Here is a 24,983-nt window from a genome sequence, read left to right as displayed (position 1 = left end):
TGTCCGGCAGGGAATGCGCCGGGACTACTTCGAACTGGACGTGACGAACGTCGACTGGGTCGCCGAGGACGGCGACCCCCGGAAGCCGAACGTCGAAATCGAGTTCACGGGCGACGCCGAGGAGCTCCGCGACCGACTCACGGACCACGAGGGCGACCTGTTGGACGCGAGCGAGACGGACGCCGGCTTCCGGCTGACTGACGACGTGGACGACCCCGGCGCGACCGGCGTCGTCTCCGTCACGAACCGCATCACCGGCGACTTCGTCTTCGAGTTGAACGAGGACGCCGACGACGTCCTCCGCTTCGTGCGCGCGGCCCGCCGCTACGGCGAGTCCACGGACGACGGCGAGGGGCGCTACCGCGTCGAAATTCTCGTCGACGGCGAGCAGTTGGCCGTCTACGAGAAGTCCACGTTCCTCGTCTACAGCGCGGACGGCGACCTCCTGCGCGGCCACAGTCTGATTCCGAGCGGCGTCGAACTCTGAGCCGTCGCCGCCCGGAACACGGCAACTAAGTGAGAGCGACCGCTCCGTCAGCGCATGGACCTCTTCGGTACGGCAGGCATTCGCGGCGACGCCGTCGAACGCGTCAACCCGGAGCTCGCGCTCTCGGTCGGCGCGGCGGCGGCCGCCGAGGCACGGGCTGACGACGACCGCGAGTTCGTCGTGTCGCGTGACGGCAGGGAGACCGGGCCGGCGCTCGCGGCGGCGATGACCGCGGGACTGGAGGCCGCCGGGGCCCGCGTCTTCCGCGCCGGCGTCCTCCCGACGCCGGCGCTCGCGTACGCCTCGCGGGGTCGCCGCGGCGTGCAGTTGACGGCGAGCCACAACCCCCCGGAGGACAACGGCATCAAACTGTTCGTGGACGGCTCCGAGTACGACCGCGAGATGGAGCGCGCGGTCGACGGCCGCGTCGAGGACGGCGCCGACTACGCGACCTGGGACGAGTGGGGCGACGCCGAGGACGTCGACGTGCTCACCGACTACCGAGAGGCGGTCGCCGGCTTCGCCGCGGACCACGGCGCGCCACTCGACGGCCTGACGGTCGCCGTGGACTGCGGGAACGGCGTCGCGAGCGTCGCCACGCCCCAGGTTCTGCGCGCCCTCGGCGCGCACGTCGTGACCCTGAACGCGAACGTCGACGGCCACTTCCCCGGCCGTCCGAGCAAGCCGACGCCGGAAACCGTGACCGACCTCCGGAACTTCGTCGCGGACGGCGACGCGGCGTTCGGCATCGCACACGACGGCGACGCCGACCGCATCGTCGTCGTCGACGGCGACGGCGAAGTCGTCCACGAGGACACCGTGCTCGCGGTGCTCGCCGAGCACTACACGCGGGACAGCGACGCTGACGACCCGGTGGTCGTGACGACGCCGAACGCGAGCGCGCGCATCGACGAACGCGTCGCCGAGGCCGGGGGGCGCGTCGAGCGCGTTCGACTCGGCGCGCTCCACGAGGGCATCGCCGCGGCCGAAGCCGACGGCGGCGACGTCGTGTTCGCGGCGGAACCGTGGAAGCACGTCCACACCGCGTTCGGCGGGTGGATCGACGGCGTCGCCTCGGCCGCCGTGCTCTCCCGACTCGTCGCCGACGCCGGCGGCCTCGGCCCGCTCCGCGACCCGGTCACCGAACGCCCCTACCGGAAGGTCAGCGTGGACTGCCCGGACGAGAAGAAGGCGGCGGCGATGGACGCGCTCGGTGACCGCCTCCCCGAAGCGTACCCGGACGCCGACGTCGACACCGAGTACGGCGTCCGACTGGAGTTCCCGGACGCCTCGTGGCTCCTCGTCCGCCCGAGCGGGACGGAGCCGTACGTCCGCGTGTACGCGGAGAGCGACGACGTGGACGACCTCGTCGAGGAGGCCGCCGGCGTGGTCGAGTCGGCCGTCGCAGACGCCTGACAAGATTTCCGCGTCTGAGACGTCGAATCCCCCGAAACGACGCTTTTATCTGGATACGTACCACTCCTTAGACCAACTATGTCAGAGTTCGACCGGCGGCAGTTCATCAAAGCGACAGCGGGTCTCGGCGCGGCGGGGCTCGGCGGCATCGCTGGCTGTACTGGCGGTCCCTCGGGGGGAGACGACGAAGACACCACGGAGTCGACGACCGAGAGCGGCGACGAGACCGGAACCGAGACGGAGTCGACGACCAGCAGCGAGTCCGACGTGACGAACGTCGGGATGGTGTACGCGACCGGCGGCCTCGGTGACGGGTCGTTCAACGACCAGGCTCAGCAGGGCCTGTTCGCGGCCGCAGACGAGTACAACATCGAGTACGAGGAGACCCAGCCCGACTCCGCGACCCAGTTCTCGAACTACCAGCAGCAACTCGCGGGGTCGACGAACCCGGACTACGACCTCGTCTCCTGCATCGGCTTCCTGCAGAAGGACTCGCTCTCCGAGACGTCCACGCAGTACCCCGACCAGGACTTCCAGATCGTCGACGAGGTCGTCGACGAGCCGAACGTCGCGAGTTACACGTTCCGCGAACACGAGGGGTCGTTCCTCGTCGGCGTGCTCGCGTCCACGCTCACCACGCAGAGCTTCTCCGCGGGCGCCGGCGCCACGCAGTCCGACTCCACGAACCTCGGCTTCGTCGGCGGCGTCGAGGGCGGCCTCATCAAGAAGTTCGAGGCCGGCTTCAAGGCCGGCGTGAAGTACGCCAACGACGACGTCGACGTCTCCACGTCCTACATCGGTAGCTTCAACGACCCGAGCGGCGGCAAGGAGGCAGCGCTCCAGATGTACTCCTCGGGCGCGGACATCATCTACCACGCTTCCGGGAACACCGGGACGGGCGTCTTCCAGGCGGCCCAGCAGGAAGGCAAGTTCGCGGTCGGCGTCGACCGCGACCAGTCCGTCACGAAGTCCAGTTACGCCGACGTCATCCTCGCGAGCATGGCCAAGCGCGTCGACACCGCGGTGTACAACGCCATCGAGGCGAAGGTCAACGGCGAGTACCCCGGCGGCGAACACACCACGCTCGGCCTGCAGGAGGAAGGTGTCTCCTGTGTCTACGGCCAGCAACTCGGCTCCGAGATTCCCAGCGACGTGAAGACCGCAGTCGAGGACGCTCGCACGGGCATCATCGAGGGCGACATCTCCGTCCCGACCGACCCGTCGAACGTTTAGAGCCGCTCCGCCACCCCCCTGTTACCTGCACGAAATGAGCACAACGGACGCGGCAGTCCGACTCGAATCGATTACGAAGCGCTTCCCGGGAGTCGTCGCCAACGACGAAGTCGACCTGACCGTCGAGCGCGGGAGCGTCCACGCGCTGCTCGGCGAGAACGGCGCGGGGAAGACGACGCTGATGAACGTCCTCTACGGGCTCTACCAGCCCACCGACGGGACCATCCGCGTGAACGGCGACGAACACGTCTTCGAGTCGCCGCGGGACGCCATCGACGCGGGCATCGGGATGATTCACCAGCACTTCATGCTCGTGGGCCCGATGACTATCGCGGAGAACATCGCGCTCGGGAACGAACCCCGGAAGTGGGGCGGACTCGCCGTCGACCGCGAGGCGACGCGCCGCGAAGTCGTCGAACTCAGCGAGCGCTACGGCTTCGACGTCGACCCCGACCAGTTGGTCGAGGAGGCGAGCGTCGGCGTCCAGCAACGCGCCGAGATTCTGAAGGCGCTGTACCGCGGCGCCGACATCCTCATCCTCGACGAACCGACCGCGGTCCTGACCCCTCAGGAGGTCGAGGACCTCTTCGGCGTCATCGACGAACTCACCGACCAGGGGAAGACTGTCATCTTCATCACGCACAAACTCGGCGAGGCGATGCACGCCGCCGACGACGTGACCGTCCTCCGGGACGGGAAGCAAGTCGGGACGGTGTCCACCGACGAGACCACCCAGGAGGAACTCGCGGAGTTGATGGTCGGACGCGAAGTCATCCTCGAAGTCGACAAACCCGACGTGACGCCGGGCGAGGAGGTGCTCGGCGTCGACTCGCTGTCCGTGCGCGACGACCGGGACGTCCCGGCCGTCAGCGACGTCTCCTTCTCCGTCCGCGAGGGCGAAGTGTTCGGCATCGCGGGCGTCGACGGCAACGGACAGGCCGAACTCGTCGAAGCCGTCACGGGCCTCCGCGACCCCGAGTCGGGGACGGTCACGTTCGACGGGCGGGACGTCACCGGTGACTCGCGTCGCTCCCGCATCGACCGCGGGATGGCGTACGTCCCCGAGGACCGGCAGGAGCGCGGCCTCGTGATGGAGTTCGACCTCGTGGAGAACGGCATCCTCGGGAGCCAGCACGCCGAACCGTTCGCCGAGAGCGGGCGCATCGACTGGCCAGAATCCCGGAACCACGCCGAAGCAATCGTCGACGAGTACGACGTCCGCCCGCCGAACGCCGACGCCGACGCCGAGTCGCTGTCCGGCGGCAACCAACAGAAGTTCATCGTCGGGCGCGAGTTCGAACGCGACCCCCGGTTGGTCGTCGCCACGCACCCGACCCGCGGCGTCGACATCGGCTCCCAGGAGTTCATCCACGACCGACTGCTCGACCTGCGCGAGGACGGCCGCGGCGTCCTGCTCGTCTCCTCGAAACTCGACGAAGTGAAGGGGCTCTCCGACCGCCTCGCCGTCATGCACGACGGCGACGTGATGGCGGTCGTCGACCCCGACGAGGTCACCGAAGAGCAACTCGGGCTCCTGATGGCGGGCGAGTACCCCGAGGAGTATCCGAGCATCGACGCGCCCGCCACGGGGGTGGAGTCGTGACGCTCCGCGACCGAGCGCAGGCCGCGATGAAACGCCTCGTCACCGCGTCGCGCACCGAACGCATTCTCATCAGCGCGTCGGCGCTCCTGTTGTCCGTGTTCATCGGCGGCCTCATCATCCTCGGCGCCGGCCGGATGGCCGAGTGCCAGACCGCCGCGTACACGCTCGCGTTCCCCGGCAGTTTCGTCACGCAGTTCACGGGCGGCAGTTCGCTGTTCGCGATGGGGTTCTGCTACGACCCGTTCGCCGTCTACGACAAGCTGTTCCTCGGGGCGCTCGGGAACGTCGTCATCGACTTCTCCACGATGACGTTCTCGTGGGACCCCCTGAACGGCCAGTTCGCCACCACGCTCGCCGAGACGACCATCCTCGCGTTCACCGGCGTCGCGGTCGCCGTGGCGTTCCGCGCCGGCGTGTTCAACATCGGCGCGCAGGGCCAGTTGGTCGTCGGCGCGCTCCTCACCGCCGTCGCGATGCTGTACGTCGCGCCGCTGTTCGCGGGCACGGGCGTCGTCGCCGGCCTCGTCTTGCTCCCGCTGGGCATCCTGTTCGGCGCGCTCGGCGGCGGCGCGTACGGCGCGCTCCCCGGCGCGCTGAAGGCGTACGCCGACGCCAACGAGGTCATCACCACCATCATGCTGAACTTCGTCGCGACGTCGGTCGCGCTCTACCTCGTCTCCGACGCCAGCCGATTCAAGGACCCCGAGAGCCTCGCCAACCAGACGAAAGCCCTCCCCGAGTTCTCGCAGTTCCCGGCGCTGCTGTTCCGCGCCCGCGACGACTTCTCGCTGCTCGCACTCGGCCTCGCCGTCCTCGCGCTGGTCGGCATCTGGTACCTGCTCACGCGCACCTCCTTCGGCTACGACGTGCGCACGAGCGGCATTCAACCGGACGCCGCCGAGTACGGCGGCGTGGACGCCGACCGAACCATCGTCTCCAGCATGGCGCTCTCGGGCGCGCTCGCCGGCGTCGGCGGCGCTATCTACGTGCTGATGCAACTCGGGAACTTCCAGACGGGCGTGCCGTCCTACGGCTTCGACGGCATCACCGTCTCCATCCTCGCGGGCAACAACCCGCTCGGCGTCGGGTTCGCCGCGCTCCTGTTCGGCGTGCTCCAGAGCGGGTCCATCGTCGTACAGGTCGGCAGCGACGTGCCGCCGGAACTCGTCGGCGTGCTCCGCGGCCTCATCATCCTGTTCGTCGCGATGCCGGAGTTCTTCCGGCTCCTCGGCCGGAAGTTCGGGACGCTCCTCCCCGAGGACGAACAGCGCCGGGGCGCCGTCGCGACCGACGGAGGTGGTAGCGATGAGTAGCGCCACCGCGCGACTCCTCGGTGCAGTCAGGCGCACGAACGCCGCGCTGTTCGAGGGACGGAGCACCCTCCAGCAGGGCGTCGTCGTCGTCGCGTTGCTGTTCGCGGTCGGCCTCACCGCGGCCGGCCTCCTGTTCCCGAGCACCGACGCCGGTCGCCTGTTCACGGTGCTCACCGCGGACTCCACCCTCGCCGCGACGCTCCGGCTCTCGGTCCCCATCGCGTTCGCCGCGCTCGGCGGCATCTTCGCCGAGAAGGCCGGCGTCATCAACATCGGTCTCGAAGGCCTGCTCATCATCTCCGCGTTCGCCGGCATCTACGCCGTCGACATGACCGGCAGCGTCTGGATCGGCCTGTTCGGCGGCGTCGTCGCGAGCACGCTGCTCGCCGCGCTGTTCGCCGTCGTCTGCATCGAGTTCAAGGCCGACCAGATTATCGCCGGGCTCGCGGTCTGGCTCATCGCGCTCGGCCTCGCGCCGTTCGCGTCGACCGTCATCTACGGCGGGAAGACGTCCACGAGCGTCACGACGCTCCGGACGCTCCCGAACATGAACATCCCCGTCCTCTCGGACCTCCTGGTGACCGACATCCCGGTGGTGGACTTCGCGCTCGTCGACATCCCGTTCTTCGGCGCGCTGTTCGACGCCAACCCCACCGTCTACCTGATGTTCGTCGCCGTCGCGCTGTCGTGGTACACGCTCAACCGCACCGCGTTCGGTCGCTGGGTGCGCGCGAGCGGCGAGAACCCGAAGGCCCTGGACACCGCGGGCGTCGACGTCCACCGCGTCCGGTACGCCGCCGTCCTGCTGTCGGGCGTGCTCTCCGGCGTCGGCGGCGCCGCGCTCGCGCTCGGCATCGGCCAGTTCACCGGGAGCGGCCCGACGATGGTCAACGGCAAGGGCTTCATCGCCATCGTCGCGTACCTGTTCGGGAACTACAACCCCATCGGGGCGTTCCTCTCCACGATGCTGTTCGCGGGCCTCGACGCCACCCAACTCACGCTCCAGGCCCGGGACGTCTTCCAGGTGCCGCGCCCGCTCGTCCGCACCGTCCCCTACATCACGGTCATCGTCGTCCTCGCGCTGTTCGGGCGCACCCGCACCCCGGACGCGGCGGGCGACCCCTACGAGTCGGGCGAAGGCGAGTAACCCGGACGCGGCGGCTTTTTGACTGCGGGTCTCGAATCCGGTGGCATGGACGACTCCGAGTTGTTGGCCCGCGCCCGCGACGCACTCGACGACGCCTACGTGCCGTACTCCGAGTACGAGGTCGGCGCCGCGATTCTCACCGAGAGCGGCGAGGTGTTCGCCGGCTGCAACATCGAGAACGCGAACTACTCGAACAGCCTGCACGCCGAGGAAGTCGCCGTCGGCCGCGCCATCAAGGCCGGCCACCGCGACTTCGAGCGAATCGTCGTCACCTCGGGCGAGCGCGACGGCGTGACGCCCTGCGGGATGTGCCGGCAGACGCTCGCGGAGTTCTGCGACGACGACACCCCCGTGTTGTGTGACACCGGTGACGGCTTCGACCGCTACACGCTCGGCGAACTCATCCCGAACACCATCTCCCCCGAGACGCTCGGGAAGTAGCGGCGCGGACGCCGGCGGGACGGAATCGAACGGCAAGACACTTTGCCCGAGGGGCCCGAATCGGGTGGCATGCCCGGAAACAGCGAGGACCCGAACGACGAGGTCCAGTACCACCTCGAACTCTCCGAGGGTGACGTTGCGAACGCCGTCTTGCTCCCTGGTAACCCCGAGCGCTTGGACAAGATTACGCCGTTCTGGGACGACCACGAGGAGAAGGCCTACCACCGCGAGTACCGCACCGCGACCGGCGAGTACGAGGGGACGCCCATCTCGGTGACGTCCACCGGCATCGGGTCGCCGTCCGCGGCCATCGCCGTCGAGGAACTGGCGCGCGTCGGCGCTGACACGTTCATCCGCGTCGGCTCCTGTGGCGCGCTGCAGGCGGACATGGAGCCAGGCGACCTCGTCATCACGCGGGGCGCGGTCCGACAGGAGGGCACGAGCGACGAGTACGTCCGCGAGGACTACCCCGCGGTCGCCGACCACGAGGTCGTCGCCGCGCTCGTCGCCGCCGCCGAGCGCCTCGGGCACGACTACCACGTCGGCCTCACGATGTCCTCGGACTCCTTCTACGCGGGACAGGGCCGCGACGGCTTCGAGGGGTTCCGCGCCCCGGGCGCGGAGACGATGCTCGACGAACTCCGTGACGCGAACGTGAAGAACATCGAGATGGAGGCCGCCGCCATCTGCACGCTCGGGAACATCTACGGCCTGCGCGCCGGCGCGGTCTGCTCGGTGTTCGCGAACCGCGAGACCGGCGAGTTCCTCACCGAGGGCGAGACCACCGCCGCCGAGACGGCGAGTCTCGCGGTCCACCTGCTCGCGAAAATGGACCAGAAGAAAGCCGAGGAAGGCGTCGACCAGTGGCACGCCGGCATGAGTCTGGAGTAGTCACGCGAACGCGGAGCGTTCGCGCTTTTCGGTGCAAATTTTTCGAGGAGCGGTGCGCGAAGCCGACTACCGCCGGTCACTCTCGCGGCCCGGCGTCGTCGGAGAGGAAGATGCTGTCCTGCTCGGAGTAGAACACGTCGAGAGCTCGTAGCGCGCCGATGTAGACGCCGAGCGCGACGAGCGTCACGGAGACGAACGCGGCGAACGCGAGTTGGAGAACTTCCGCCATGTCGGAGCGTTCGCGGCCCCGGTACTCGAAGATTACTACCCGCTTACAGCGCGTCCCAGGACTTCATCGCGCGCGACCACGACGTGATCTTCGCGATCCAGCGCGCCGCCGCGCCCTTCTTCAGGACCTTTGCCGGCATGCTGTTGAACGTCCGGACCGGCGCGGACACGCCGCCCATCTGGACCTCGTGGGCGATGGCGGTCTCGCCGATGGAGACGAGCGTCCCCTGGTCGTCGTACGTCCAGGACTTCAGCGGGCGCCCCTCGATTTCTCGCGCGACGTTCTCCGCGGCGACGTCGGCGGCCTGCCACGCGGCCTGCGCCGTCGGCGGCGCGCTCTGGTCGTCGCCCTGAGAAATCATCGAACAGTCGCCGACCGCGAACACGCGCTCGTCCTCGGTCTGGAGCGTGGACTCGGCCTGCAGGCGGTTGTGTTCGGCTTCGAGGTCGACCTCGCCGAGTTCGGCGGGGCCGGTGACGCCGCCGGTCCAGAGGAACACGTCGTAGTCGAGCGCGTCCCGCTCGTCGAACTCCAGTTGGTCCTCGGTCGCCGCCGTGATGGGGTCGTCCGTGAGGATGTCGACGCCCGCGTCCTCGAGGCGGTGGCGGAGCGCGCCCTGAATCTCGCTGTCGCCCGGCGGGAAGATTTCGGGCAGCGCCTCCACGAGCGTCACGTCGATGGGGGCGTTGTGGCGGTCGCGGAACTCGGCGACTTCCCCGGCGCTCTGGATGCCGGAGAGGCCGGCGCCGCCGATGACGACCTGCGCGGGGTCCTCGCGGGTCGCGTCCTGCGCGGCTTCCTTGACCTGCTCGTGGATTTCGAGGGCGTCGTCGAGGCCCTTCAGCGTGAGCGGGTGCTCGTCCATTCCCTCGATGCCGTACGTCGCGGTGTCGGAGCCGATGCCGACGACGAGGTAGTCGTAGGACTCGTCGTCGCCGTCCTCGAGTTCGACGACGCGCTCGTCGGTGTCGATGTCAGCGACGGCGTCGTGGACGAACCGCGTCGAGCGGGATTTGATGTCCTCGACCGGAATCGTGATCTTGGACTTCACACCGGGGTCGCGGATGACGCGGTGGGCTTCGTGGAGAACGAGGTGGTAGTCGGTGTCCGAAATCCAGACGAGTTCGGTGTCAGAACCAAGTTCGGATTCGAGTTTGGATATCGCGCCAGCGCCGGCGTAGCCTGCGCCGAGAACGACGACTCTCGTGGTCATGGCAGAGCCTCGGGGGCCCTGCGATACAAAGCCTGCGAAACGCGGTCAGTGTGCTGGTTCTTCGGCGGGCGCCTCCATCGTGTCTATCTTCAGGATGAGGATGTTGCTCGTGTCGTCTTTCCCGTCGACGGTGCCCGCTACGACGAGTTTCGACAGCGGCGTCGGCCCGACGACGACCTCGTCGCCCTCGTGGAACCCCTTGACCGAGCCGCGGAGGTGAATCTCCGCGCGACAGAGTTCGGGGTGGTGGACGCTCGTGAGATTGATCTCCTGGACGTTCGCGCCCTCGACCTCTTCGCCCTCGTGGACGACCGGAATCTCCGCGGCGGTGTCCAACTGCTGGATTTCGAGCGCCTCGTAGGCGTTCACGGTCGGCTTGTACCCGCCCTTCGGGCCGGGGACGCCCTCGACCAACTGGAGGGCTTTCAGGCTCTGCATCTGGTTCCGGATGGTGCCCGCGTTCCGGTCGACCTCCTCGGCGATGTCCTCGCCCTTGACCGCCTCCTCGCGCTGGGTGTAGAGGTCGACCAGCGCCCGGAGAATGGTCTTCTGGCTAGAGGTCAACTCGATTGATGACATACCGAGAACTTCGCCGCTGTTTTTCTTAAAACCCCCGATGGCGAAGGTCGATGCGGTAGGTTTTACGGGGGGAACGACGACCCCCACGTATGAACGGGAAACGCGTACTCGTGACCGGTGGCGCGGGGTTCATCGGATCGAACCTCGCGAACCACCTCGCGACCGACAACGACGTGGTCGCGCTGGACAACGGCTACCTCGGCACCCCATCGAACCTCGACGACGGCGTGGAGTTCGTCGAGGCGGACGTGCTCGACGACGACCTGCCGACGGACGTGGACGCCGTCTTCCATCTCGCCGCGCTCTCCTCGCGCGCGATGCTCGAAGACGACCCGCAACTCGGCGCGCGCGTCAACGTCGAGGGGTTCGTGAACGTCGTCGAGCAGGCCCGCGACGACGGCTGTGACACCGTGGTGTACGCCTCCACGTCGTCGTTCTACGACAACGACCCGCCGGGCCGCGAGACCGACGACCTCACCGCGAAAACCGGCTACGAGGCGTCGATGCTCTCGCGGGAGCGCTACGGTGAGTACTACAACGACTTCTACGACGACCTCGCGGTCGCCGGCACGCGCTTTTTCTCCGTCTATCAGGGCTACGGCGGTGCCGAGGAGCACAAGGGCCAGTACGCGAACACGGTCTCGCAGTGGGCCGAGAAGATGGCCAACGGCGAGGCGCCCGTGCTCTGGGGCGACGGCGAGCAGACCCGCGACTACACGCACGTCAGCGACGTGGTTCGCGCGCTCGAACTCGTCGCCGACGAACGCCTCGAAGGCGTCTACAACGTCGGCACCGGCGAGAGCGTGTCGTTCAACGAGACGGTCGAATTGCTGAACGACGCGCTCGGCACGGACATCAATCCCGAGTACGAGCCGGTCCAACTCTCGAACTACAACTTCGAGCAGCGCTCGGACGCGTCGAAACTCCGCGAGGCGACCGGCTGGGAGCCGTCCGTCTCCTTCGAGGAGGGCGTCGAACAGGTCTGTGCGCCGTACGCCGACGACGCCTAACGGTTCCGCGAACCCGATTCTCGGTGAGCGTCCCGGTTCTCGCTACGCGTGCGTGAGATGCCAGTCGAGGAGGAGCGTTCCGACGACGAGCGTCCCGCCGAGCGCGACGCCCATCGCGCTTCCCATCGTGAGTACGACCTTGAACTCGGTCGGCATGTTCAACGCGAGGTGGACGGCGACGCCGGCCACGAGGACGAGCGGGAGGGCGTGTGCGAGTAACTGCTTCGGGGTGAGGCGCCGGAGTTGTCCGTACGTCCGGTCGTGGTTCACTCTCCCGGTCAGCACCACCCACACCGCCCACACGGCGACGCCGCGGACGATGTGACGGAGGTCGGTCAGGGCGGACATACGACCCAAACAGTGTTGTCTTTCTATAAAAAATCTCGGTGACGTGAGCCGGTGAACCGGACGTACTAAACCCTGCTCGCCGTACACGCGAACGTGACCAGGACTGTCCACCTCATCGGTGCGCCGATGGACTACGGCGCGGACCGACGCGGCGTCGACATGGGACCGTCGGCGATTCGGTACGCCGACCTCGCCGACGAACTCGCGGCCGCGGGCGTCGAAGCGGTCGACGCCGGCGACCTGCTCGTCCCCCGTGCCGAAGAGCGCGACCCCGGCGACGAATCCGCGAAGTTCCTCCCCGAAATCGAAGACCTCTGCACCCGCCTCGCGGACGAAGTTGCGGACGCCATCGACGGCGACCGCACCCCGCTCGTCCTCGGCGGCGACCACGCCGTCGCCATCGGCTCGATGGCGGGCTGTGCCCGCGACGCCGACATCGGCGCCGTCTGGTTCGACGCGCACGGCGACTTCAACACCCCCGAGACCTCCCCGAGCGGGAACGTCCACGGGATGCCGCTGGCCGCCGCGCTCGGCCGCGGCGACTTCGCGAACATGCCGTGGGCGAACGCCGCCGGCCTCCGCGAGGAGAACGTCGTCTACGTCGGCCTCCGCACCCTCGACGAGGCCGAACGCGACGCCATCCGCGACAGCGACATGAAGGCGTACACGATGAGCGACATCGACGAAGACGGCATCACCGAAGTCGTCGAAGCAGCCCTCGACTACGCCACCGACGGCGTCGACGGCATCCACGTCTCCTTCGATATGGACTGGCTCGACCCCCACGAAGCCCCCGGCGTCGGCACCCCGGTCCGCGGCGGCGCCACCTACCGCGAAGCCCACGCCGCCCTCGAAACCGTCGCCGAACGCGACCGCGCCGAGGACGTCCTGCGCTCCATGGACATCGTCGAAGTCAACCCGATTCTGGACGAATCCAACCGCACCGCCGACATCGCCGCCGAACTCGCCGCCAGCGCGCTCGGGAAGCGTATCCTCTGAAACCCACTTTTTGCGCTGCGTGAGGCGCGGCTCTGCCGCGCCTCACTCGGCAAAAACTTGGGGAAAAAGCGCCGTCGCACCCCCTGCCGGGGGTGCTCGGCGCCTGCGCTCATTCGCGTTGCTCACTCGCGCAGAGAACCGCTTCGATCGGGTTCTTCGAACCACTCGCTCGCGGATGCTAGCCGCAGAAAGTGTGGGTTAGCGCGCTACTCGTCGGCTTCTTCGGCTTCGGTCTCTTCTTCGGCTTCGTCCTCGTCGTCGCCCGCGTTGGGGTTGTAGACGGAGACGGCGGCGACTTCGTCGCCCTCCTCGACGTCCATCACCTTCACGCCCTTCGTGTTCCGGCCGTACGTCGAGATTTCGTTGACCGGCATGCGGATGATTTGTCCGCCCTCGCTCATCGCGACGAGGTTGTCGTCGTCCGCGACGGTGTCCAGTGAGACGACGTTGCCGTTCCGGTCGCCGGTCTTGATGTCCACGAGGCCCTTCCCGTTCCGGGACTGCTTGCGGTACTCCGAGAGGTTCGTGCGCTTCCCGTACCCGAACTCGGTGACGGTGAGCAGGGTGCGGTCGTCGTCGGGCGCGACCGCGGCGACGCCGGCGACCCGGTCGTCGCCCTCGAGGTCCATCCCGCGCACGCCGCGGGCGTTCCGGCCCATCGGACGCACGTCGTTCTCGTCGAAGCGAATCGCCATCCCGTGTTCGCTCCCGAGGATGACGTCGCTCGCGCCGTTCGTCACCTCCACGTCCGCGAGTTCGTCGCCGTCCTCAAGCGAGATGGCGATGATGCCCGTCGAGAGGATGTTCCCGAACTCGGAGACGTTCGTGCGCTTCACGTAGCCGTCGCGGGTCGCCATCGTGAGGAACTCGTCCTCGGCCTCGAAGTCGAGGTCGTCGGCGGTGACGACGGCGGAAATCTCCTCGCCGTCGTCCAAATCGAGGATGTTCACAGCCGAGGTGCCCCGCGCCGTACGGGACATCTCGGGCACCTCGTAGACCTTCAGGCGGTAGACCTGCCCCTGATTCGTGAAACAGAGCAGGTAGTCGTGCGTGCTCGCGGAGAACACCGTCGAGACGCGGTCGCCCTCTTTCAGGTCGGTGCCGATGATGCCCTTCCCGCCGCGGTGCTGGGCGTCGAACGTGTCGGCGGGCACGCGCTTGATGTAGTCGCCCTCGCTGAGCACGACCACGACGTCCTCCTCGGGGATGAGGTCCTCGTCGGTGACGGTGCCCGCGTCCTCGATGAACGAGGTGCGGCGCTCGTCGTCGTACTCATCTTTGACCTCGCGGAGTTCGCCTTTGATGACGTCGAGGAGTTCCTGCTCGCTGCCGAGAATCTCGTTCAGGCGCTCGATGCGCGCCGTCACGTCCTCGTACTCGGCCTCGATTTCCGCCGACTCCATCGACGTGAGGCTCCCGAGTTGCATCCGGACGATGTGGTCGGCCTGCTCTTGGGTGAACTCGAACGTCTCCTTCAGCGCTTCCTTCGCAGCGTCGCGGTCCTCGGCGTTCTGGATGGTGTCGACCACGTCGTCGACCTCTTCGAGGGCCTTCAGGCGGCCTTCGAGGATGTGCGCCCGGTCCTCGGCCTCGGCGAGGTCGTGCTCGGAGCGCCGCCGCACCACTTCCTTCCGGTGAGCGACGTACTCCTCGAGCATCTCCTTGAGCGTGAGGACCTTCGGCTGGCCGTCCACGAGCGCGAGGTTGATGACGCCGAACGTGCGTTCGAGGTGGGACTCCAGCAGGCGGTTCTCCACCACGTCGGTGTTCGCGTTCTGCTTGAGTTCCACGACGATGCGCACGCCGTTCCGGTCGGACTCGTCTCGCAGGTCCCGAATCCCCTCGAGTTTCCCGTCGCGAACGTCGTCGGCGATGCGCTCGACGAGCTTCGACTTGTTCTGCTGGTAGGGGAGTTCGGTGACGACGATGCTCTCGTTTCGCTTCCCCTCCTCGACGTGGTACTCGGCGCGCATCCGGACGCGACCGCGGCCCGTCTGGTAGGCCTGCTTCACGTCCGAGCGCCCGACGATGTTCCCGGCGGTCGGGAAGTCCGGCCCCTTCACGTACTCCATCAGGTCGACGACCGTGCAATCGGGATTGTCGATGAGGTGAATCGTCGCGTCGATGACCTCGCCGAGGTTGTGCGGCGGGACGTTCGTCGACATCCCGACCGCAATCCCCGAGGAGCCGTTGACGAGCAGATTCGGGAACGCCGACGGCAGCACCGTCGGCTCCGTGAGGCGGTCGTCGTAGTTCGCCTCGAAGTCCACCGTGTCCTTCTCGATGTCAGTCAGCAGTTCCTCCGCGATGGGCGCCATCCGGGCCTCCGTGTACCGCATCGCCGCGGCCGGGTCGCCGTCGACGCTCCCGAAGTTCCCCTGGCCGTCCACGAGCGGGTGGCGCATCGAGAAGTCCTGTGCCATCCGCACGAGCGCGTCGTAGATGGCGGAGTCGCCGTGCGGGTGGTAATCGCCCATCGTGTCCCCGACGATGTTCGAGGACTTCCGGTGGCTGGAGCCACTCGTCACGCCCGCCTCGTGCATCGCGTACAGGATGCGGCGGTGGACGGGCTTCAGGCCGTCGCGGACGTCCGGGAGCGCGCGCCCCGCGATGACGCTCATCGCGTAGTCGATGTACGACTGCTCCATCTCCTCGTCCACGCGGACGTTCTTCACTCGGTCCGCGACGTCGTCTGGTAGGTCTGGTGTGTCCGAACTCATCGTTAGATGTCCACCCACTCGGCGTCCTGCGCGTGGTCCTGGATGAACCGCTTGCGCGGCTCGACGGCGTCACCCATCAGCACGGAGAACATCTTGTCCGCCGCCGCCGCGTCCTCCACGGTGATGCGCTTGAGGATGCGGTTGTCGGGGTCCATCGTCGTGTCCCAGAGCTGCTGGGGGTTCATCTCACCGAGGCCCTTGAACCGCTGGACCTGCGTCGGGTTGCCGTTGCACTTCTCCTCGATAATCTGTTCGCGTTCGGCCTCGGTCATCGCGTCGTACGTGTTCCCGCGGTACCGGATGCGGTACAGCGGCGGCTGGGCGGCGTACACGTAGCCCGCCTCCAGCAGCGGCTTCATGTGCCGGTAGAAGAACGTCAACAGCAGCGTGCGGATGTGCGCGCCGTCGACGTCGGCGTCCGTCATCATCACGATCTTCTTGTACCGGAGGTCGTCGATGTCGAACTCGTCGCCGATGCCGGTGCCGAGCGCGGTGATGATGTGACGCAGTTCCTCGTGTTCCAGAATCCGGTCGAGGCGGTGTTTCTCGACGTTCAGAATCTTCCCGCCGAGCGGGAGAATCGCCTGGAACTCGGGGTTGCGTCCCTGCTTCGCGGAGCCGCCCGCGGAGTCGCCCTCCACGATGAACAACTCGGCGTCGTCGGGGTCTTTCGTCTGGCAGTCCGCGAGCTTCCCGGGGAGGCTCGTAGAAGACAGCGCGGACTTCCGGCGCGTCAGCTCCTCGGCCTTCTTCGCGGCCTTTCGGGCTTTCGCGGCCTCGACGGCCTTCCGCACGACGACCTCGGCGGTGTCGGGGTTCTCCTCGAAGAACGTCCCGAGTTCCTCGTGGACCGCGCTCTCGACGATGCCACGGACCTCGCTGTTCCCGAGTTTCGTCTTCGTCTGCCCCTCGAACTGCGGGTCGGGGTGTTTCACGGAGATGACGGCGGTGAGCCCCTCGCGGATGTCCTCGCCCTTGAGGTTCTCGCCGTCCAACTCCCCGAGCAGGTCGTTTGCGTTCGCGTAGTCGTTGACCGTGCGCGTCAGCGCGGTCTTGAACCCCGTGAGGTGGGTGCCGCCCTCGCGGGTGTTGATGTTGTTCGCGAACGCGTGGGTCGAGGACTGGAGGTCGTCGGTCGCCTGCATCGCGATTTCGACCTGGATGCCCTCCTCCTCGTCCTCGAAGTAGATGACGTCCTCGTGGAGCGCGTCGCGGCTCTCGTTGAGGTATTCGACGAACTCCCGGATGCCGCCGTCGTACTTGAACGTCGACGTGCGGCCGTCTTCGCCGTCGCGCTCGTCGGTGAGCGTGATTTCGACGCCGGAGTTCAGGAACGCGAGTTCACGGAGGCGGGTTTCGAGCGTGGAGTAGTCGAACTCCAGGGTCTCGAAGATGTCGCCGTCCGGTCGGAACCGAATCAGCGTCCCGGTCTCGCCGTTCTCGACGTCGCCGATGCGTTCGAGGTCGGTGACGGGTTCGCCGCGCTCGAACTTCTCGCGGTACTTCGCGCCGTCGCGAGCGACCTCCACGGCGAGGCGCTCGGAGAGCGCGTTCACCACGGAGACGCCGACGCCGTGCAGGCCGCCCGACACCTGGTAGGACTTGGCGTCGAACTTCCCGCCGGCGTGCAGGACGGTGAGGATGACTTCGACCGCCGGGCGGTCGTACTCCTCGTGGGTGTCGACGGGGATGCCGCGGCCGTCGTCTTCCACGCTGACGGAGCCGTCCTCGTGGAGCGTCACCTCGATGTGGTCGCAGTACCCTGCCAACGCCTCGTCGATGGAGTTGTCCACGACCTCGTAGACGAGATGGTGGAGGCCACGAGCGTCAGTGGACCCGATGTACATCGCCGGCCGTTTCTGTACGGCTTCCAGGCCTTCGAGGACCTGGATTTGGCCAGCGCTGTACTCACTTTGGTCAGACATGAACGTTGAACCTTCGTAGACGCCCCGGGGGTAAAAAAGGCTCGCACGCGTGTGCGCGCGAGCGTCGCCGGTCGCCAGAGTCAAGACGCAACTCTGCGAGGATTCGTCCGTGCGACTGTTCACGACGCAACGGGACCGAACGCGCGCGCTGGCCGCGCTCGCACTCCTCGCGACCCTCCTGTTCGCGGGGAGCGCGTTGTTCTCCCAGTTGCTCCCGTCCGACCCGCAGGCGGTGCGGACGTGGGTGCTCTCGTTCGGGCCGTTCGCGCCCCTCGCGTTCGTCGCCCTGCAGGCGTTGCAGGTCGTCGTCGCGCCGATTCCCGGACAGGTGCTCGCGTTCGCCGGCGGCTATCTGTTCGGGAGCGTCTGGGGAACCGTCTTCAGCGTCGCCGGCGCGGCAGTCGGGAGCGTCGTCGTGTTCGCGCTCGCGCGCCGCCTCGGCCGGCCGTTCGTCGAGGACGTCCTCGACCCCGACGTACTCTCGGAGTTCGACAGCCTCGTCGCGGGCGACGGCGTCGTCGTGCTCTTCCTCGTCTTCCTCGTGCCCGGCCTCCCCGACGACGCAATCTGCCTGCTCGCCGGCGTCACGCGCGTCCCCATCTGGCAGCTGACTGTCGTCGCGATTCTGGGTCGCCTCCCCGGCTACTTCCTCGTCGCGTACGCCGGCGCGCAGGCCGCCGCGGACCAGTTCGTCACCGTCGGCGTCGTCCTCGGCGCGCTCGCGTTGCTCTCGGTCGTCGTCTACTGGCGGCGTGACGCCGTCCTCGAAGCGGTCCGGTGACGCGCCCGCATCGTTCACTTTCACTTTCACTCCGCACACCGCGCCGGTTTTATCCCCCCGACTGGAAAAGAAACGCACTGAATGACGTCCTTCCAGTCGACACTCGGCGAGGAGGAGGGCATCGCGGAGGAGTTGGCCGCGAGCCAGCGGGAGATCTCCATCGCCGAGTTCTTCGAGAAGAACAAGCACATGCTCGGCTTCGACAGCGGAGCGCGAGGGCTCGTCACGGCCGTCAAGGAGGCCGTGGACAACGCCCTCGACGCCACCGAGGAAGCCGGCATCCTCCCCGACATCTACGTGGAAATCGAGGAGAACCGGGACTACTACACCCTCGTCGTGGAGGACAACGGCCCCGGCATCACGAAAGAACAGATTCCGAAAATCTTCGGGAAGCTCCTGTACGGGTCGCGGTTCCACGCCCGCGAGCAGTCGCGCGGCCAGCAGGGTATCGGCATCTCGGCGGCCGTCCTCTACTCCCAACTCACGTCGGGGAAGCCGGTGCGCATCGAGAGCCGAACGCAGGACTCGGGCGTGTCGAACTACTACGAACTCATCATCGACACGGACACGAACGAGCCCGAAATCGACGTGGAGAAGGAACTCTCCGCGGGCGAGAGTTCGCTCCGGGGCACCCACGGCACGCGCATCGAGATGGACATGGAGGCGAACATGCGCGCCCGCGGCCAACTCCACGACTACGTGAAGCACACGGCGGTCGTGAACCCCCACGCGCGCATCGAACTGCAGGAGCCGGCCGGCGAAATCAAGGCCGAGCGCGCCGAGGACGCCGGCCTCCCCGAGGAGACCGACGAGATTCGCCCGCATCCGCACGGCGTCGAACTCGGGACGCTCATCAAGATGCTCTCGGACACGGACTCGCACTCCGTCTCCGGGTTCCTGCAGGGCGAGTTCACGCGCGTCGGGAAGAAGACCGCCGACTCCATCGTGGACGCGTTCCGAGACCGGCACTTCGGGCGCGAGATGCGGTGGCGGCCGCCGGGCGTCGACGCCGACGTCGACCTCGAAGCCGTCGCGGTGGGCGCCGTCTCGAACAAGGACGCGACCCACACCAAGCAGTTCGCGCGCGCCGTCGTCGAAGCAATCGAGGACGCCGAGCGCGTCGCGCACTCGGAACTCGAAGCGCTCGTCGCCGACACCGCCGACGACGTGGAGGCCGACACCGGCACCTCGTTCGGCGACACCGTCCAGTCGAACGTCGTGGACGCGCTCTGGAGCGAACTCACCGCCGACCGCGCCGCGGACGTGTTCGTCGCCGTCGATGCTGCCACGACCTCCCAGAAGGACGACGCGACGGTGCGCGGCCTCGCGGACCGAATCGCGAGCAAGTTCGACGGCGACGGCCGCGACCGCGTGACGAAGGACACCCTCGACGAGTACGTCCACCGCGCCGCCGAGCGCACCGAGGAGTTCGAGGACGCGACCGTCGGCGAGACGGCCCGCGAGAACGTCGTCGAGGAACTCTGGGACCTGACCGCGACCGTCCCCGACGACCCGCCGCTGACGCGGGAAATCGCGGACGACCGCGACACCGCGAGCGAACTCCTCGAAGCGATGGAGAGCGTCAGCGTGATGGCGCCGCCCACGTCGTGTCTCTCCCCCATCGAGGCCGACCTCGTGGAGGCGGGTCTGCGCAAGGAGTTCGACGCGGAGTTCTACGCCGCCGCCACTCGCGACGCGGACGTCCACGGCGGCGACCCGTTCATCGTGGAGGCCGGCATCGCGTACGGCGGCGAACTCGAAGCCGAGGGCGGCGTCGACCTGATGCGGTTCGCGAACCGCGTGCCGCTCGTCTACCAGCGCGGCGCGTGTGCCACCACCGAGGTCGTGAAGGACATCGGCTGGCGGAACTACAACCTCGACCAGCCCGGCGGCTCCGGCCTCCCGCAGGGCCCGGCGGTCATCATGGTACACGTCGCCTCCACGAACGTCCCGTTCACGAGCGAATCGAAGGACGCCGTCGCGCACGTCCCCGAAATCGAGGACGAAATCGAGCTGGCGGTCCGGGAGGCCGCCCGCGACCTGAAGTCCTTCCTGAAGAAGCGCAAGTCGATGCGGAAACGCCAGCAGAAACAGAACGTCATCATGGACATCCTCCCGACGATGGCGGAGAAGGTCTCCGAGATGACCGAGCGCGAGGCACTCGACGTCGAGGACTCGCTGGCCCGCATCATGAACAACGTCCTCGTCGAACGCGAAGTCGACGACGGCACCGTGACGATTCGCGTCGAGAACCACGGCAGTTCGACCGCCGACGTGGACGTCACCGACATCGTCGCCGCCGACCCCGGCGACCCGAGCGACGGGAGCGTCGTCGAGATGGACGGCGAGTGGTTCGTGAAGTGGTCGCCGTCCGTCTCCGGCGGCGACACCGCCGAACTGACCTACGAGGTCGACGGCGACGCCGACGGCGACCTGACAGTGCAGGGAATCGAGGACGCACGCCTCACCGTAACCCAATGAGCGACGCAGACCAATCCACCGACGCCCGCGACCAACTCGTCGAGTTGGCCGAACAGTTCTACGACCAGTTCGAGGACGGCGACGTCCCCCGGATGTCCCTCCCGACGCGCTCGAAGACGAACATCGAGTACGACGAGGACGCCGACGTCTGGGTGTACGGCGACCGCGAGAGCACGCGCTCGGCGAACTCCGTCCGGGGCGCCCGCAAACTCCTGAAGTCCGTCTACACCATCGATTTCCTCGCCCAGCAGTTGGACGAAGACCGCTCGTCGACCCTGCGTGAACTCTACTACCTCTCCGAGTCCTGGGACGAGAAGGAAGCGAAGTTCAACGACCAGAGCGAGTCCGACAAACTCGTCGAGGACCTCGAAATCGTCTCCGGCGTGAAACGCGAGGACTTCCACATGCGCCCCGAGGAGTCCGGCGCGAAAGTGATGGGGCCGCTCCTCCTCCGCGAGCAGACCAACCGCGGCGACCGCGAGATTCACTGCCAGGAGGACGTCGGGCAGGGCGGCTACCAGATTCCGAACAACCCCGACACCATCGACTTCCTCGACTGCGACGCCGACTTCGTGATGTGCGTGGAGACCGGTGGGATGCGCGACCGGCTCGTCGAGAACGGCTTCGACGACGAGTACGACTGCCTCGTCGTCCACCTCGGCGGCCAGCCGGCGCGTGCCACCCGACGCCTCACCAAGCGCCTCCACGACGAACTCGACCTCCCGGTCACGGTGTTCACTGACGGCGACCCGTGGTCGTACCGCATCTTCGGGTCCGTCGCCTACGGCTCCATCAAGTCCGCGCACCTCTCGGAGTACCTCGCCACGCCCGAAGCCCAGTTCGTCGGCATCCGCCCGCAGGACATCGTCGACTACGACCTGCCCACCGACCCCCTCGGCGACTCCGACACCAACGCCCTCGAATCCGAACTCGAAGACCCCCGCTTCCAGAGCGACTTCTGGACCGAACAGATAGAACTCCAACTCGACATCGGGAAGAAGGCCGAACAGCAGGCCCTCGCCTCCCGCGGTCTGGACTTCGTGACCGACACCTACCTCCCCGAGCGCCTCGACGAGATGGGCGTCATCTAAACCCACTTTTTGCGCTGCGTGAGGGGCGCGCAGAGCGCGCCCCTCACTCGGCAAAAACTTGGGGAAAAAGCACAGCGTCGCTCCCGTCGCGCCCTTCGGGCGCGGTGGTCACTCCTCGGCCTGCGCTCCCTTCGGTCGCGCAGCGAACCGCTCGCGCCGGCGGCGCTCGCGGATGCTTTGCTCTGCATCTGTGTCGCTGCTTGCGCTCGTGCTCGTCTGGTTATCCGAGCAGCGCTGGAACGTCCGCGAGCGAGTCGACGACGTGGTCGGGTTTCGCCTCGCTCTCCGAGACTTCCTCGTCGCCGTCGACGCCGGTGCGCACGAGCACCGTCGTCATCCCCACCGACTCGCCCATCGCCACGTCGGTGTCGAGTCGGTCGCCGACGAGCACGCACTCGCGGGCCGGGACGCCGAGGCGGTCGGCGGCGAGGCGCGCGGTGGTCTCGGAGGGCTTCCCGAGGACGGCCTCCGGTTCGCGGTCGGCCACCCCCGCGACGGCGTTCACGATGGCGCCCGACCCCGGTTTCCGGCCGCTCTCCGTGGGGACGGTGCGGTCCGGGTCGGTGCCGACGAGCGCGGTGTCGTCGTCCAGCGCGTCGAGTGCCGTCTGGAGGTCCCGGTAGTGGAACTCCCGGTGGTAGCCCGCGACCACGACGCCGGCCGCCTCTGCGTCGTCGGTGAGCGTGAGGCCCGCGTCCCGAAGTTGGGCGGCGATGCTCTCCTCCGCAATCGGGAGCACGTCGTCCTCGGCGTGGCGCTCTCGGAGGTAGTGAATCGTCGCCGTCGTGGCCGTCAGCACCTCCGCTGCCGTCGCGTCGGCGCCGAGCGCGCGGAGGCGACGCGCGTACTCCGCCGGGGGAACGGTCGGGTTGTTCGTCAGGAACAGGACGCGGTCGACGCGCTCGCGGAGCGCCGTGAGGGCGTCGAGAGCCCCCGGAATCGGGTCGCCGCCGCGCACGACTGTGCCGTCCAAGTCCACGACCGCGCCGCGGTAGGTCATACCGGGGGTTGGCGCGGACGCGACGTGAAGACTCGGGCGGCGGCCCGCGTCGCTCCCTCTCAGAGCAGGAAGGTGACGATTGCGAGCACGAGGAACGCGATGACCAGCCACTTCGCGATGCTCATCGTGAGGCCGGCGACGCCGCGCGCGCCGAACACCGCGGCGACGATTGCGAGCACGACGAACACCACCGCGAGTTCGAGCAGGTCGCCGCCCGACTGCAGGGGCGTCGCAGCGACGGCCGGTGCGAGTGCTGTAAGCATACCCGGTAGACGCGCCGGCGACGATTCGTTATAGGGGTTGTAAACCGAGTAGGGGTGGCTTCAGGACTGCTGTTCGGCGAGTCGCTCGACGCGCTCGATGGCGTCGGCGGTCGCCGGCGTCTTGTCCTCGCGCACGGAGACGAACCGCGGGAACCGGAGCGCGTACCCCGAGGAGTAGGTCGGCGACTCCTGTATCTCCTCGTAGCCGACCTCGAAGACGACCGACGGTTCGAGGTCGACCTCCTGGCCGTCCTCGCTCCGGACGTGGGGTTCGAGCAGGTCGGTGAGGTCCGCGAGCTGTTCGTCCGTGATGCCGGTGGCGACCTTCCCGATGGTCTCGAAGTCGCTCGTCTCGTCGTCGCGCGCCGCCAGCAGGAAGGTCCCGAGGAACGACGCGCGTCGGCCTTCGCCCCACTCCGCGCCCGTCACCACCAAATCGAGAGTCTCCACGTCGGGCTTGCGTTTCAGCCAGTGTTTCCCGCGGTCGCCGGGCGTGTACGCCGCCTCGGGGTCTTTCAGCATGATGCCCTCGTGCCCGGCGTCGAGTGCGCGCTCCTCGAACGCCGCAATCTCGTCGGCGTCCTCGGACACGAGAATCTCGGAGACGGCCGACTCGTCGCCGACCACCTCGCGGAGTCGCTCGTGGCGCTGTGCGAACGGCGCGCCGAGCAAGTCCTCGCCGCCGTCGGACTGCGTCCGACGAGCCTCCGAGTCCTCACCGGACTCGGGGACGCCCGCGTGCAGGCAGTCGAACGCGTGCAGTTCGACGCGCACCTCCTCGCGCATCTGTTCGACGTCGTGTTTGCGCCGGAAGCGCTTGAGAATCTCCTGGAACGGCAGCGGGTCGCCGGCCTCGGAGACGGCGACGGCCTCGCCGTCCAGAATCGCGGGCGCGTCCACTTCGTCCTCCACGAACTCCACGAGTTCGGGGAGCGCGTCGGTCACGTCCTCCATGTTCCGGGAGTACAGCGTCACGTCGTCGCCGTCCCAGTGGACTTGGACGCGCGCGCCGTCGAACTTCGTCTCCACCGCGGCTTCCTCCCACTCGTCGAGTGCGTCCGTGACGGTGCCGGCTTGCGCGAGCATCGCCTGCACGGGGCGCCCGACTTCCAGGTGCATCGCGTCCAGTCCCTCGACGCCCTCGTCGCGGGCCGTCTCCGCGACCAGTCCGTAGTCGTTGGACACCTGAAGCGCGCGCTTGACCGACTCCTCGGGCACGCCGAACGCCTCGGCGATGGCGTCCCGGACAGTGCCCTCGCCGACGCCGATACGCATCTCGCCGAGCACGAGGCGGGAGAGGTACCGGGCTTCCTCGCTCGAACACCGGTTGAACAGCCCGAACAGCAGGGTGACTTTCTCGTCCTGGCTGCCGTCGCCCTCGGCGGCCGCGAGGCCCGCGAGCTCGGCCGCGACTTCGCCGACACCGAGGTCGTCGGCTCCGCCGCCGGACGCGAACGCGCCCAGGCCCGCCTGCCCGCCGAGGTCCAGATTCGCCGCCACCTCGCCGATGTCACCGGATTCCGCGAGGGCGGACTCCACATCGCCGACGCTCACGTTCGTGCCGGCGGCGCGCGCGAGCGCCTCGTAGCAGAGCCGCGGCCCGATGTCGAGTTTCGTCTCCGAGTGCGCCGGGAACACGCGCCCCTGCACGAACCGCGCGACGACGCCGAGGTCGTCGTCCGCGTCGTCGAGCAGGGATGCGACCAGCGAGACGACTTCGAGGTCCGCGGGCTCCGCCTCGATGTCGGCGGCGCGCGCGGCGAACGAACCGAACTTCATCGACTCACGGTAGCCAGTACCCCCGGATAAAACG

22 protein-coding genes are annotated in these 24,983 nt (G+C 67.9%); 13 read left to right on the top strand and 9 right to left on the bottom strand.

Annotated elements, in window-relative coordinates:
• The first annotated feature begins 13 nt into the window (after window positions 1–13).
• The 8 genes from LT972_RS08130 to LT972_RS08095 all read left to right on the top strand — a co-directional run bounded on the left by LT972_RS08130 (window position 14) and on the right by LT972_RS08095 (window position 8,531).
• Window positions 14–487, top strand: a complete 474-nt coding sequence (locus tag LT972_RS08130) for a DUF5793 family protein (protein ID WP_232569309.1) — start codon at window positions 14–16, stop codon at window positions 485–487.
• A gap of 54 nt (window positions 488–541) precedes the next feature.
• Window positions 542–1,903, top strand: coding sequence for a phosphohexomutase domain-containing protein (locus tag LT972_RS08125; protein WP_232569307.1), 1,362 nt, complete (start codon window positions 542–544; stop codon window positions 1,901–1,903).
• A 78-nt stretch (window positions 1,904–1,981) separates the two neighbouring features.
• Window positions 1,982–3,136 (top strand): BMP family lipoprotein, encoded by a 1,155-nt coding sequence (locus LT972_RS08120; protein WP_232569305.1) that lies wholly within the window; start codon window positions 1,982–1,984, stop codon window positions 3,134–3,136.
• A 34-nt stretch (window positions 3,137–3,170) separates the two neighbouring features.
• Entirely contained in the window at window positions 3,171–4,739 is a 1,569-nt protein-coding gene (locus LT972_RS08115) for an ABC transporter ATP-binding protein (RefSeq protein WP_232569303.1), read from the top strand.
• Window positions 4,736–6,052 (top strand): ABC transporter permease, encoded by a 1,317-nt coding sequence (locus LT972_RS08110; protein WP_232569301.1) that lies wholly within the window; start codon window positions 4,736–4,738, stop codon window positions 6,050–6,052. The genes LT972_RS08115 and LT972_RS08110 overlap by 4 nt, the downstream gene beginning before the upstream one ends.
• Window positions 6,045–7,199 carry an ABC transporter permease gene (locus LT972_RS08105; RefSeq protein ID WP_232569299.1) on the top strand — a complete coding sequence of 385 codons (1,155 nt, stop codon included), beginning with the start codon at window positions 6,045–6,047 and terminating at the stop codon, window positions 7,197–7,199. The genes LT972_RS08110 and LT972_RS08105 overlap by 8 nt, the downstream gene beginning before the upstream one ends.
• A gap of 45 nt (window positions 7,200–7,244) precedes the next feature.
• A complete protein-coding gene (gene cdd, locus LT972_RS08100) occupies window positions 7,245–7,640 on the top strand; it encodes a cytidine deaminase (RefSeq protein WP_232569297.1) in 396 nt (131 codons plus the stop codon).
• 69 nt (window positions 7,641–7,709) lie between these two features.
• Window positions 7,710–8,531, top strand: a complete 822-nt coding sequence (locus LT972_RS08095; RefSeq protein WP_232569295.1) for a nucleoside phosphorylase — start codon at window positions 7,710–7,712, stop codon at window positions 8,529–8,531.
• Between the two features lie 76 nt (window positions 8,532–8,607).
• Here the strand turns inward: LT972_RS08095 and LT972_RS08090 are convergent, their stop codons facing one another.
• The 3 genes from LT972_RS08090 to LT972_RS08080 are packed head-to-tail and all read right to left on the bottom strand — an operon-like array spanning window position 8,608 to window position 10,552.
• Window positions 8,608–8,760, bottom strand: a complete 153-nt coding sequence (locus LT972_RS08090; RefSeq protein ID WP_232569293.1) for a hypothetical protein — start codon at window positions 8,758–8,760, stop codon at window positions 8,608–8,610.
• Window positions 8,761–8,803: 43 nt separating this feature from the next.
• On the bottom strand, window positions 8,804–9,973 hold the full coding sequence (locus tag LT972_RS08085; RefSeq protein ID WP_232569291.1) for an NAD(P)/FAD-dependent oxidoreductase: 1,170 nt from the start codon (window positions 9,971–9,973) through the stop codon (window positions 8,804–8,806).
• Window positions 9,974–10,018: 45 nt separating this feature from the next.
• Complete coding sequence (locus tag LT972_RS08080) at window positions 10,019–10,552, bottom strand: Rrf2 family transcriptional regulator (RefSeq protein WP_232569283.1); 534 nt, start codon at window positions 10,550–10,552, stop codon at window positions 10,019–10,021.
• An 89-nt stretch (window positions 10,553–10,641) separates the two neighbouring features.
• On the opposite strand from LT972_RS08080, the gene LT972_RS08075 reads away from it, so the two are divergent.
• Window positions 10,642–11,562, top strand: coding sequence for an NAD-dependent epimerase/dehydratase family protein (locus LT972_RS08075; RefSeq protein ID WP_232569281.1), 921 nt, complete (start codon window positions 10,642–10,644; stop codon window positions 11,560–11,562).
• A 42-nt stretch (window positions 11,563–11,604) separates the two neighbouring features.
• Here LT972_RS08075 and LT972_RS08070 read toward each other — a convergent pair whose 3' ends face one another.
• Window positions 11,605–11,910, bottom strand: coding sequence for a hypothetical protein (locus LT972_RS08070; RefSeq protein ID WP_232569279.1), 306 nt, complete (start codon window positions 11,908–11,910; stop codon window positions 11,605–11,607).
• Between the two features lie 93 nt (window positions 11,911–12,003).
• Here LT972_RS08070 and rocF point away from each other — a divergent pair, with 93 nt between their 5' ends.
• On the top strand, window positions 12,004–12,909 hold the full coding sequence (gene rocF / locus LT972_RS08065; protein WP_269780526.1) for an arginase: 906 nt from the start codon (window positions 12,004–12,006) through the stop codon (window positions 12,907–12,909).
• Window positions 12,910–13,115: 206 nt separating this feature from the next.
• On the opposite strand, the gene gyrA is transcribed toward rocF, so the two are convergent.
• The gene (gene gyrA, locus LT972_RS08060) at window positions 13,116–15,629 is read right to left on the bottom strand and encodes a DNA gyrase subunit A (protein WP_232569277.1); all 2,514 of its coding nucleotides are present in this window, start codon (window positions 15,627–15,629) and stop codon (window positions 13,116–13,118) included.
• A 2-nt stretch (window positions 15,630–15,631) separates the two neighbouring features.
• Window positions 15,632–17,554, bottom strand: coding sequence for a DNA topoisomerase (ATP-hydrolyzing) subunit B (gene gyrB / locus LT972_RS08055; protein ID WP_232569274.1), 1,923 nt, complete (start codon window positions 17,552–17,554; stop codon window positions 15,632–15,634).
• Between the two features lie 109 nt (window positions 17,555–17,663).
• Between gyrB and LT972_RS08050 the strand changes: the two genes are divergently transcribed.
• The 3 genes from LT972_RS08050 (at window position 17,664) to LT972_RS08040 (ending at window position 21,907) form a co-directional block, all read left to right on the top strand.
• Window positions 17,664–18,335 (top strand): TVP38/TMEM64 family protein, encoded by a 672-nt coding sequence (locus tag LT972_RS08050; protein ID WP_232569272.1) that lies wholly within the window; start codon window positions 17,664–17,666, stop codon window positions 18,333–18,335.
• Between the two features lie 81 nt (window positions 18,336–18,416).
• Window positions 18,417–20,816, top strand: a complete 2,400-nt coding sequence (locus LT972_RS08045) for a DNA topoisomerase VI subunit B (RefSeq protein WP_232569270.1) — start codon at window positions 18,417–18,419, stop codon at window positions 20,814–20,816.
• A complete protein-coding gene (locus LT972_RS08040; protein WP_232569268.1) occupies window positions 20,813–21,907 on the top strand; it encodes a DNA topoisomerase IV subunit A in 1,095 nt (364 codons plus the stop codon). Before LT972_RS08045 ends, LT972_RS08040 begins: the two co-directional genes overlap by 4 nt.
• Window positions 21,908–22,127: 220 nt before the next feature.
• On the opposite strand, the gene LT972_RS08035 is transcribed toward LT972_RS08040, so the two are convergent.
• From LT972_RS08035 to ligA, 3 genes are read right to left on the bottom strand one after another with little or no spacing between them, the layout of a single operon-like run.
• Entirely contained in the window at window positions 22,128–22,907 is a 780-nt protein-coding gene (locus tag LT972_RS08035; RefSeq protein ID WP_232569266.1) for an HAD-IIA family hydrolase, read from the bottom strand.
• A 59-nt stretch (window positions 22,908–22,966) separates the two neighbouring features.
• Window positions 22,967–23,170 (bottom strand): DUF1328 domain-containing protein, encoded by a 204-nt coding sequence (locus tag LT972_RS08030; RefSeq protein ID WP_232569264.1) that lies wholly within the window; start codon window positions 23,168–23,170, stop codon window positions 22,967–22,969.
• A gap of 60 nt (window positions 23,171–23,230) precedes the next feature.
• Complete coding sequence (gene ligA / locus LT972_RS08025; RefSeq protein WP_232569262.1) at window positions 23,231–24,949, bottom strand: ATP-dependent DNA ligase LigA; 1,719 nt, start codon at window positions 24,947–24,949, stop codon at window positions 23,231–23,233.
• Between the last annotated feature and the right edge of the window lie 34 nt (window positions 24,950–24,983).

Source organism: Halobacterium litoreum, assembly GCF_021233415.1.
GTDB classification, from domain to species: Archaea; Halobacteriota; Halobacteria; order Halobacteriales; family Halobacteriaceae; genus Halobacterium; species Halobacterium litoreum.
This window is presented reverse-complemented; position numbering and strand designations above follow the sequence as displayed.

Coding starts and splice junctions, on each gene's coding strand:
- LT972_RS08130 (WP_232569309.1), top strand. CDS start 14: ATGCGCCGGGACTACTTCGAACTGGACGTGACGAACGTCGACTGGGTC.
- LT972_RS08125 (WP_232569307.1), top strand. CDS start 542: ATGGACCTCTTCGGTACGGCAGGCATTCGCGGCGACGCCGTCGAACGC.
- LT972_RS08120 (WP_232569305.1), top strand. CDS start 1,982: ATGTCAGAGTTCGACCGGCGGCAGTTCATCAAAGCGACAGCGGGTCTC.
- LT972_RS08115 (WP_232569303.1), top strand. CDS start 3,171: ATGAGCACAACGGACGCGGCAGTCCGACTCGAATCGATTACGAAGCGC.
- LT972_RS08105 (WP_232569299.1), top strand. CDS start 6,045: ATGAGTAGCGCCACCGCGCGACTCCTCGGTGCAGTCAGGCGCACGAAC.
- cdd (WP_232569297.1), top strand. CDS start 7,245: ATGGACGACTCCGAGTTGTTGGCCCGCGCCCGCGACGCACTCGACGAC.
- LT972_RS08095 (WP_232569295.1), top strand. CDS start 7,710: ATGCCCGGAAACAGCGAGGACCCGAACGACGAGGTCCAGTACCACCTC.
- LT972_RS08090 (WP_232569293.1), bottom strand. CDS start 8,760: ATGGCGGAAGTTCTCCAACTCGCGTTCGCCGCGTTCGTCTCCGTGACG.
- LT972_RS08085 (WP_232569291.1), bottom strand. CDS start 9,973: ATGACCACGAGAGTCGTCGTTCTCGGCGCAGGCTACGCCGGCGCTGGC.
- LT972_RS08080 (WP_232569283.1), bottom strand. CDS start 10,552: ATGTCATCAATCGAGTTGACCTCTAGCCAGAAGACCATTCTCCGGGCG.
- LT972_RS08075 (WP_232569281.1), top strand. CDS start 10,642: ATGAACGGGAAACGCGTACTCGTGACCGGTGGCGCGGGGTTCATCGGA.
- LT972_RS08070 (WP_232569279.1), bottom strand. CDS start 11,910: ATGTCCGCCCTGACCGACCTCCGTCACATCGTCCGCGGCGTCGCCGTG.
- gyrA (WP_232569277.1), bottom strand. CDS start 15,629: ATGAGTTCGGACACACCAGACCTACCAGACGACGTCGCGGACCGAGTG.
- gyrB (WP_232569274.1), bottom strand. CDS start 17,554: ATGTCTGACCAAAGTGAGTACAGCGCTGGCCAAATCCAGGTCCTCGAA.
- LT972_RS08045 (WP_232569270.1), top strand. CDS start 18,417: ATGACGTCCTTCCAGTCGACACTCGGCGAGGAGGAGGGCATCGCGGAG.
- LT972_RS08040 (WP_232569268.1), top strand. CDS start 20,813: ATGAGCGACGCAGACCAATCCACCGACGCCCGCGACCAACTCGTCGAG.
- LT972_RS08035 (WP_232569266.1), bottom strand. CDS start 22,907: ATGACCTACCGCGGCGCGGTCGTGGACTTGGACGGCACAGTCGTGCGC.
- LT972_RS08030 (WP_232569264.1), bottom strand. CDS start 23,170: ATGCTTACAGCACTCGCACCGGCCGTCGCTGCGACGCCCCTGCAGTCG.
- ligA (WP_232569262.1), bottom strand. CDS start 24,949: ATGAAGTTCGGTTCGTTCGCCGCGCGCGCCGCCGACATCGAGGCGGAG.